Origin of the sequence: uncultured Clostridium sp., from assembly GCF_947036855.1 — a bacterium.
Taxonomy (GTDB): Bacteria; Bacillota; Clostridia; order Clostridiales; family Clostridiaceae; genus Sarcina.
The window spans coordinates 1-9,226 of the sequence record NZ_CAMQRY010000097.1 but is presented as its reverse complement, the minus strand read 5'-3'; the positions used below and the strand labels follow the sequence as shown (position 1 = coordinate 9,226).

The 9,226-nt window shown below is 26.9% G+C and carries 8 protein-coding genes; 2 read left to right on the top strand and 6 right to left on the bottom strand.

What is annotated here, in order from left to right; genetic code table 11:
* Together Q0V15_RS09725 and Q0V15_RS09720 are read right to left on the bottom strand one after the other, a co-directional pair.
* On the bottom strand, nt 1-1,012 hold a 1,012-nt coding region (locus Q0V15_RS09725), incomplete at its 3' end, for a 6-phosphofructokinase (RefSeq protein WP_297438465.1).
* 184 nt (nt 1,013-1,196) lie between these two features.
* A complete protein-coding gene (locus Q0V15_RS09720) occupies nt 1,197-2,081 on the bottom strand; it encodes an undecaprenyl-diphosphate phosphatase (RefSeq protein ID WP_297438463.1) in 885 nt (294 codons plus the stop codon).
* 285 nt (nt 2,082-2,366) lie between these two features.
* Here Q0V15_RS09720 and Q0V15_RS09715 point away from each other — a divergent pair, with 285 nt between their 5' ends.
* The gene (locus Q0V15_RS09715) at nt 2,367-3,722 is read left to right on the top strand and encodes a Mur ligase family protein (RefSeq protein WP_297438461.1); all 1,356 of its coding nucleotides are present in this window, start codon (nt 2,367-2,369) and stop codon (nt 3,720-3,722) included.
* A 25-nt stretch (nt 3,723-3,747) separates the two neighbouring features.
* A complete protein-coding gene (locus Q0V15_RS09710; RefSeq protein WP_297438459.1) occupies nt 3,748-4,494 on the top strand; it encodes a type 1 glutamine amidotransferase in 747 nt (248 codons plus the stop codon).
* 37 nt (nt 4,495-4,531) lie between these two features.
* Here Q0V15_RS09710 and Q0V15_RS09705 read toward each other — a convergent pair whose 3' ends face one another.
* The 4 genes from Q0V15_RS09705 to Q0V15_RS09690 are packed head-to-tail and all read right to left on the bottom strand — an operon-like array spanning nt 4,532 to nt 9,188.
* Nucleotides 4,532-4,819, bottom strand: a complete 288-nt coding sequence (locus Q0V15_RS09705) for a hypothetical protein (RefSeq protein WP_297438457.1) — start codon at nt 4,817-4,819, stop codon at nt 4,532-4,534.
* Between the two features lie 58 nt (nt 4,820-4,877).
* A complete protein-coding gene (locus Q0V15_RS09700) occupies nt 4,878-5,855 on the bottom strand; it encodes a galactose ABC transporter substrate-binding protein (RefSeq protein ID WP_297438455.1) in 978 nt (325 codons plus the stop codon).
* A 14-nt stretch (nt 5,856-5,869) separates the two neighbouring features.
* A complete protein-coding gene (locus Q0V15_RS09695) occupies nt 5,870-7,606 on the bottom strand; it encodes a sensor histidine kinase (protein ID WP_297438453.1) in 1,737 nt (578 codons plus the stop codon).
* Nucleotides 7,607-7,619: 13 nt separating this feature from the next.
* Nucleotides 7,620-9,188, bottom strand: coding sequence for a response regulator (locus tag Q0V15_RS09690; protein WP_297438451.1), 1,569 nt, complete (start codon nt 9,186-9,188; stop codon nt 7,620-7,622).
* Between the last annotated feature and the right edge of the window lie 38 nt (nt 9,189-9,226).

Genomic DNA, 9,226 nt, shown 5'->3' with positions numbered 1-9,226 from the left:
CTTCAAGCGTAACTTCTTCAATATTAAGCCCTTTTAAACAGACCATTTTACCAAAATTCTCTTCCTTAACAAGTTCAGCTGCTCTTACACCATATCTTGTAGAAAGTATTCTATCATAAGCTGATGTAATACCACCTCTTTGAATATGCCCAAGTACAGTGCTTCTTACTTCATGATTTCCTATAGCAGACTCTAAATCATCAGCAAGTTTATTAGCAATACCACCAAGTCTTATAGGGTCTGGGCTATCAGCAACTATTTTAGAAACAACAACCTCACCATCCTTAGGTCTTGCACCTTCAGCCACAACTATTATAGTAAAATCTTTTCCTATATCTTCTCTTTCCCTAACTTTCTCAACAATTTTATTTATATCATAAGGAATTTCTGGAAGTAATATAACATCTGCTGATCCGGCAATTCCAGAATCAAGAGCTATCCACCCAGCATTCCTCCCCATAACTTCTAAAAGCATTATTCTATGGTGAGATGCAGCAGTTGTATGAAGTCTATCTAAAGCTTCACAAGCAATTTCTGTTGCTGTATTAAATCCAAATGTTGTATCTGTAGCAAGTAAATCATTATCTATAGTTTTAGGAACTCCTATAACATTAACACCCTTTCTAGAAAAATCTCTAGCAGAAGTTAAAGTTCCATCTCCACCTATAACTATTAATGCATCTACGCCTTCCTTCTTTAAATTTTCTACACCAACATCCGAAACATCTTTCTTTATAATAACGCCATCTTCCTCAATTTGATAATCAAATAAATTATCCTTATTAGAACTATGTAAGATAGTTCCACCCCTATGAATAATTCCACTTACTGAATCAAGTGTTAAATTAACAAAATCATTATTGTATAATCCTCTATACCCAAATTTATATCCTATAACCTCATAACCATACTGAAGTATAGCAGTTCTTGTAACTCCTCTTATAACTGCATTTAGTCCTGGGCAATCTCCTCCACCTGTTAATAAGGCTATCTTCTTTTTTCTTTCTAACATAAAATAACTCCTCCTCGAACTTTTTAAATAAGCAAGATAATTTTTTCACTACTTAAGTCTATTCAAGGATATAAACTAATATTCATATGAAAAGCTTTTAATACTTACATACTGTTAATTCTAAACGCAAATATAGCAAAAAGCCTCTTCTAATTTACAATTAGAAGAGGCTTTTTGCTATTTATTAAGAAATTAAACCACCAAATATCATTGATGTTAAAATAATACCTGCTATTACTCTGTATATAGCAAATACTTTCATTGGTTTCTTTTTAAGATATGCTATAAACTTATCTATAACAACTATTGAAACTATGAATGCTACTATAAACCCAATTATTAAAGCAGTCCAGTAAGTTGAATTCATTATGCTAAAATCAAACTTTAAAAGATCCATAGCAGATGAACCGATCATTGCTGGTATTGCAAGGAAGAATGTAAATTCAGTTGCTACAGTTGTACTAAATCCAGCAACCCATCCTCCCATTATTGTAGATGCACTTCTTGACATTCCAGGCCACATAGCAAGACATTGGAATATACCAACAAGGAATGATTGTTTATATGTAATCTCATCTACAGATTGTATAGTTTTTTTACTGTTTGGTTTCTTTCTATACCAATTTTCTATAACTAAAAGTAATATACCACCAACGATAAAAGCAAGTCCAACAGCTTTTACTGTAAATAAATCTTTTATACTACCATAAAATGTTAATCCGCATATCATAGCTGGAATACTACCAAGTATTACATTGATACCAAATCTAAAGCCAGTTTCTGATTCAGACATTGATTTCTTATTTTTTGTAAAGAATGCAAATATATACTTTATAAATTCTACAATTGAACCAAAAATCTTCTTTCTATAAAGTACAACAACAGCAAGAATTGCCCCTAGTTGTATAACAACCTCGTACATGCTAGAAAAGGCTAAGTTTTCCTGCCCTCTAAAACCAATTAAATCCCCCACAAGTATCATATGCCCTGTTGATGATACTGGAACAAATTCTGTAAGCCCCTCAACAATAGCTATAATGATAGCTTTAAATATAAAAATAAAATCCATATTTTTACCCCTCTTATTATATTAAATTTTGTAACTTATAATATTATACTAAAAAAAAATAATTCATAGTTAGAATTATTAGTTATTTAAATAATTCTTAATTAATTATACTTAAAAATATTATGTTTTATGATATGTTTTCTATTTGTATTTTATTATTATGTAGAAAATGCTCAAACTATATACATATTGGTAATTTAAAGGGTTTATGATATACTATAAATATTGTTTTAGTGATTATTTTCATATGTATTTGGACAATAATTATAATATCAACATAAGGCGGTGTTTAAAATAGGTATAAAATCTTTTTTAACAATAATAATAACGAAGTTAACTAAATTTTTAGCTGTTAAACTTTTTAAAGGTGGAAGTAATTTTCCTGGTAAAGTAGCTTTAAAATTAGATAGGAATATACTCTCTGCGGTTTCAAAAAATTATACAGTAATACTTGTAACAGGAACTAATGGTAAAACAACTACTACTTCTATGATTTACAATGTATTAAAAGAAAATAAAATGAATGTTATAACTAATGCAACAGGTGCTAATTTATACACTGGAATAGTTGCTACATTTATAGATAACTATAAACTGTTTGATAAAGATCAAAGATATGCTGTTATAGAAGTTGATGAGGCTAATGTTAAGTTTATAACTGAGCATTTAACACCTGAAATTATAACTATAACAAATTTATTTAGAGATCAACTTGATAGATATGGTGAAATTTATACAACTTTAAACAAAATACTTGAGGGGGTAGTTAAAGCTCCTAGTAGTACCCTACTTTTAAATGGTGATGAATCATTACTTGGAAAGCTTGATGTTACAAATCCTACTGAGTATTTTGGATTTAATGTAGATCCTAATAATGGTAAGAAAGCAGATACAAATGTAGATGCTAAGTTCTGCAAAGTTTGCCAAGCTCCATATGAGTATAATTTTGTTACATATAATCACTTAGGCGATTTTTATTGTCCAAATTGTGGCTATAAAACACCTAATCTCAATTTTGCAGTAAATGAAATACTTGAATTAACACCAGATGGTTCAAAAATAAAAATAAATGATACTATTTTTACAGTAACTCAATCTGGACTTTACAATATCTATAATGCACTTTGTGCCTATGCTATTGCAAAGCATCTTAAAATAGATGATTCCATAGTAGAAAAATCATTTACAAAACAAGACTCTAGTTTTGGTAGACAAGAAAATCTTAACATTAACGGTAAAGAAGTTAAAATAATACTTGTTAAAAACCCAGCTGGTTATAATCAAGCTTTAGATACTATATGTCTTGATTCAGGTGCATTTTCTGCATCATTTTTATTAAATGACAAATATGCTGATGGTAGAGATGTATCTTGGCTTTGGGATGTAGATTTTGAAAAATTAACTGATATGAATATTAAAGAAGTTTTAATATCAGGTGTCAGAAGATATGATATGGCAGTTAGACTTAAAACAGCAGGACTTGATCCTTCAATATTCAATATTGCTGATACTTTTGAGAATTTAACTACAGAAATTGAAAATTGCAAAGAAAATAAAGTTTATATACTTGCGACTTATACAGCAATGATAGATTTCAGAAAATATCTTCATTCAAAAGGGTATATACAGAAACTTTGGTAAACAATAAAATGAGGATGGTGTTTTTATGGAATTAAATATTTGTCATCTATACCCTGATTTATTAAATGTTTATGGGGATGTAGGTAATGTATTAGTACTTAAGCATAGAGCAGAGCTTAGAGGAATAAAAGTAAATATTATAAATATATCATTAAATGAAGCTTTTGAAAAAGATAATTATGACATAGTTTTATTTGGTGGTGGACAAGATTTTGAACAAGCAATTGTTTCAAAGGATTTAATTAGCAATAAGAGAGATGCTATTGCTGACTATATAGAAGAGGGAAAAGTTTTAATCGCTATATGTGGTGGATATCAACTTCTTGGTAACTACTATTATACAGCTGATGGACAAAAACTTGATGGTCTTAAAATATTAGATTTATACACTAATGCAGCTAACTTTGAAGCAGGTGATGCAAGATTTATAGGTAATACTGTTATTCACAATGAAGAATATAATGAAACTTATGTTGGATTTGAGAATCACTCTGGTAGAACTTATATTGGAAAAGATTTAAAAGCACTCGGTAAATGTGTTGTTGGATTTGGTAATAATGGAACTGATGGATATGAAGGGTGTGTTTATAAAAATACATTTGGAACATACTTCCATGGAACATTACTTTCAAAAAATCCTGAGCTTGCAGATAGATTTTTAACTCTAGCTCTTAGCAAAAAATATAATGAAGAAATAAAACTTGAGCCTTTAGATGATACTTTAGAATTAAAGGCAAAAGAACATATAATAAATTCAACTAAGCAAAATTAGTGTGAACTTAAAAAGGTAGAAATCCTTCTAAAGATTTCTACCTTTTTTTAATTCCTAAAAATTTCATTGTAAATATCACACCTATAAACCCTAGACAAGTTAAAGCAATACATAGTATATATGAAAGTATATCTTTAAATGTTAGTCCTGTCTTATCAAAAAAACTACTTGTTAAGCTATATATATAATGTATAACAAATATAATAGCAGTTACAATACCACCAAAGCAGGCTGCCATAAAACCTTCTTTTATATTTTTAAAGAAACATAAACCGCCAAGTATAACTAGTGTTATAAGTATTATGATATAAAACTCATAAGGCATTATATCACCTCCATTATCTAATATTATTAAAATAACTTGAGATTTATGAGTGTTCTAATTAGTTAAAATCATTTTGTGTAATACTTTCTTGTGAAATCCAAATATAATTACTTTCAAGATTTAAATCTTTATTTTTTATAAGCATAATGATAAGGTTATAAATTTCTTTTGAATGTTTACTTGAGTCGTTTATAATAGTTCCATATAATTCCCTATTTTCTATAGATGTAATAGCATTTGATATACCATCTACACCTATAATTACAGGGATATCAATATCCTCTTCTTTAAATGCTTCAATTGCACCAAGTGCCATAGTATCATTATTACTAAATATGACTTCTATATTATCATAAGTGTTAATTAATCTTAGCACTTCCTCATAAGCTTTTTTAAAATTCCAATCACAAACTACACTTTCAATTTTTTCAGACTTTATATAATAAGTATCCAAGTCTTTTATACAGTATTTACTTCTTATTATAGCATCTTGATGTCCAAGTTCTCCTTCAAGTAAAACATATTGTAATATAGAATCTTTGTTTGTATCTATAGACTCTATATTATTACTCCACAACTCTCCTATGATATTACTCTGCATAGTTCCAGATTCTTTTGCAGCCGCTCCTACATAATAAGTTTTATCCCAAAGTAACATATCTTCATAAACAGGCTCTCTATTAAAAAATATTATTGGTATATTAGATTTTTTAGCCTTATTAATAATATTTGCAGAAGAGCGTCTATCAACTATATTAATACAGATAATATCAATTCCATCTTCTATAAATTTATCAATATCATCATTTTGAGTGTATTGATTATTATTTGCTGATGATATGCTTGTACTTATATTAGTATCTGTATTAATAAAATTTGTTAATGTACCAATAATATCAGATATAAATATATCCTGATCATTATAGATACTTATACCTATTTTAACATCATCATTATCAGTATTATTTTTGTTACATGCAAATAAAGGAATAGTAAAAAATAATATACTAATAGCTATAAAAGAATACTTCTTCATTTTAATCTCCTAATTTATTTATTATTTTCTTTAAGAAGAGGTAATTTTAGTGTAATAAGTGTTCCTTCATCAGGTTCACTATAAATAAATACACCATAATCATCTCCAAAGTGTAATTTAATTCTTTCATTAACATTTCTAATGCCTACTCCAGAACCTTTTGGAATAAGTTTTCTATCTTTATTTAAAAGCTCAGATGATATATCAGATGTCATTCCACAGCCATTATCCTTTATACGTATTATTAAGAAATCTTCTTGTGTTAATACATCAATAACTATTTCTCCTTCATCATACATATGCTCAAGCCCATGATAAATTGAATTTTCAACTATTGGCTGCATAATGAGTTTAATAGTTAATAACTCTTGTATATTTTCAGCAATATTTATTTTATATTCAAATCTACTTTTATATCTAATTTTTTGAATTGTTAAATAATTTTTAATATGCTCTATTTCACTAGATACTTTTATTATATTCTCTCCTTTACTAAGACTTATTCTAAATAATCTAGCAAGTGCTTTTATCATTTTAATAGCTTCTTTATTTTTTTCACCCTCTATCATCCAAATAACCGAGTCTAATGTATTATATAAAAAATGTGGATTTATTTGTGCTTGTAGTACATCAAGTTCTATTTTTCTTTTTTTATCTTGCTCTATAATAATATTCTTAATTAATATATTCATTTTAAAAACCATATGAGTTAATGCACTACTAAGATGTTCAACCTCATATGAACCATTAACATTTAAATCACTTTTATCATTTCCATTTTCAAAATCAATCACTTTATTTGTAAGTTCTATAAGTGGTCTAGTTATTTTTTTTGAAACTAGCTTATTTACAAGTATTAATATAAATATACTAATCAATGTTAAAATAACAAAAAATACTTTTAAGCTCTTATAAGTTGTCATAATATCTTCAGATGGAATAATAGATATTATCTTCCAAGCTGTATAGCCTACTGTTTTCACAGTAGCTAAACGTTTACTTCCGTTAAAAACCTCTTCTATACTCCCATCTTCATACTGAGATGTTATAGCATTATTTTCAACTATATTATTATTCATATCAGGGTGATATATTATATTCCCTATTTTATCTGTTAAAAATACATATCCATTTTGACTAATATTTATATTTTTAAATATCTGTTCTATTCCTCTAAAATTCATATCTATTAGTAAAATACCTTGCTTTGTAACTCCATTTTCATTAGTTAGTTCAATGCTTCGACTGAGTGAAATAATATCTGTAACATCTGTATCAAGGAATAAATTTTGTTTCTTTGGTAATGAAAAATGTAAATTTTCTTGACTTTTTATAGCTGATAAAAACCATTCTTGACTTGATACATTTATATTATTATTCAATTTTTTATAGGGATATCCCAAAATAATATCACCATCTTCAGAAAAGATACTAATGTTAACTAAAAAATCTTTATTTATATTATGAAGGATACTTGCACTCTCATAAAAATCTTCTTTGTTATATTTAGATTTTTTTATTATATTATAATAAATTGAATCTGATATACTCATCATGTTTTTCAGATAATAATCTACATTTAAATTTATTTGTTCTAAGCTTGATTCTGTATTTTGTTTGAATAGTTCTTTATTTGTACTAGCAACTTTGAGATATAGAAATTGACCGAGTATAATCGTACTTATCATTGATATTACTGTAAAAGATACCGATACTGTGAAATGAATGCTTTTTCCTTTGAAAATTTTCATAGCAACTACCTACCTATAAATTTCTATATTTTGTGGGTGATACACCAATTTCTTTTTTAAATACATAACTAAAATAATTAGCTTCTATATATCCAACTTTTTCTGCAATAATATATGTTTTATAATCTGTAGTTTTTAGTAAAACTTTTGCTTCTTTAAGTCTTATATCAGTAAGATATGATATAAAATTAACTCCTACTTCTTTCTTAAAAATTGTTGAAAAGTATGTTGAGCTCAAATGTAATTCATTACACACAGAATCTACAGAAAGATCACTACTATTAAAATTCTGTAATACATAAGTCTTTGCTTCTTCAACAAGTAGTGTTGCTGCAGCTACTCTTTTAATTTGTATAAATCTGCTTATCTCTATAGCTTTATTTAAAAACCATTCTCTAGCCTCGTCTATAGATTTAAAGACTTCTATATTTTTATAGATAGCAAGTGTATCATCTATATTTATATTTTGTGTTTTTATAAGTTTAAGAAGGACAGTTGTTAGTTCTATAACAAATAATTTATACTGATTAAATGAAATACCCTTAGTTTGTATTTTATCAAAAATATTATTAATAACATTTTTGATATCAATTTCTGATTTTAATTTAATTGCATTTATAAGTTCCCTCTCATCACTTTCTAAAAAATCAATATTTAGATTATTATTTCTCTCTACATCTTCTATATAAATGGCAGTTCCAGAACCTAATATACTTTTATAATGAAGTGCATCTCTAGCTGTTTTATATGAAAGTTTTATATCTGTAATATCATTTACTATCTTACCTACTCCAGCTGATATTTTAGATTCTAAGACCTTTTCACTTACGATACACAGGTTATTTAGTTCTCTTATAAACCTAAATATATCATTTTCTCTATAAAGCTCAACAATAACTACTATTCTTTCAAGATATATAAATGTTTTAAAATTACAGTAATCGAACATTAAATTATTTATAGTATTGTTTAAACTTATATTAAGAAGTCTTTTATTTCTAACTTCATCATCTATATGCATAACAGCTGTAGCTAAATATTTATATGAGAATTCAATACCCAAGCTTTCACCATATTCAACTACATTTTTATTTATTTGAAACCCTTCTATTATCTGAGCTAAAAATTTTTCTCTAAGAATGGGAATGCTCTCATTATAATAATCGTATAATGATTCCAAGTTTTTTTTATTCTCATACTCTAAATCTATATGTATTTTAAGCTTTTTTAATACTTCAATAAGTTCATCCGAATCTATTGGTTTTAGAATATAATCAAAAACATTCATATTTATGGCTTTTTTAGTAAATTCAAAATCATTTGAACCAGAAAAAATTATAACTTTAATCCAAGGCATGATATTTTTAAGTTTTTCACTCAACTCAAGCCCAGTCATAAAAGGCATCTTTATATCTGTAAATACTATATCTGGTTTGTAGATTTCACACTTTAAAAGAGCATCATTACCATTTTCAGCATCTGCAACTATTTCAAACCCATAATTTTCCCAAGTTATTTTTTTAATAACCCCAAATCTTATTTCTTCCTCATCATCAACTATTAAAACTTTATATTTTTTCATAATACAATAAATCCCCTTTATTAATATACCAATTCAAT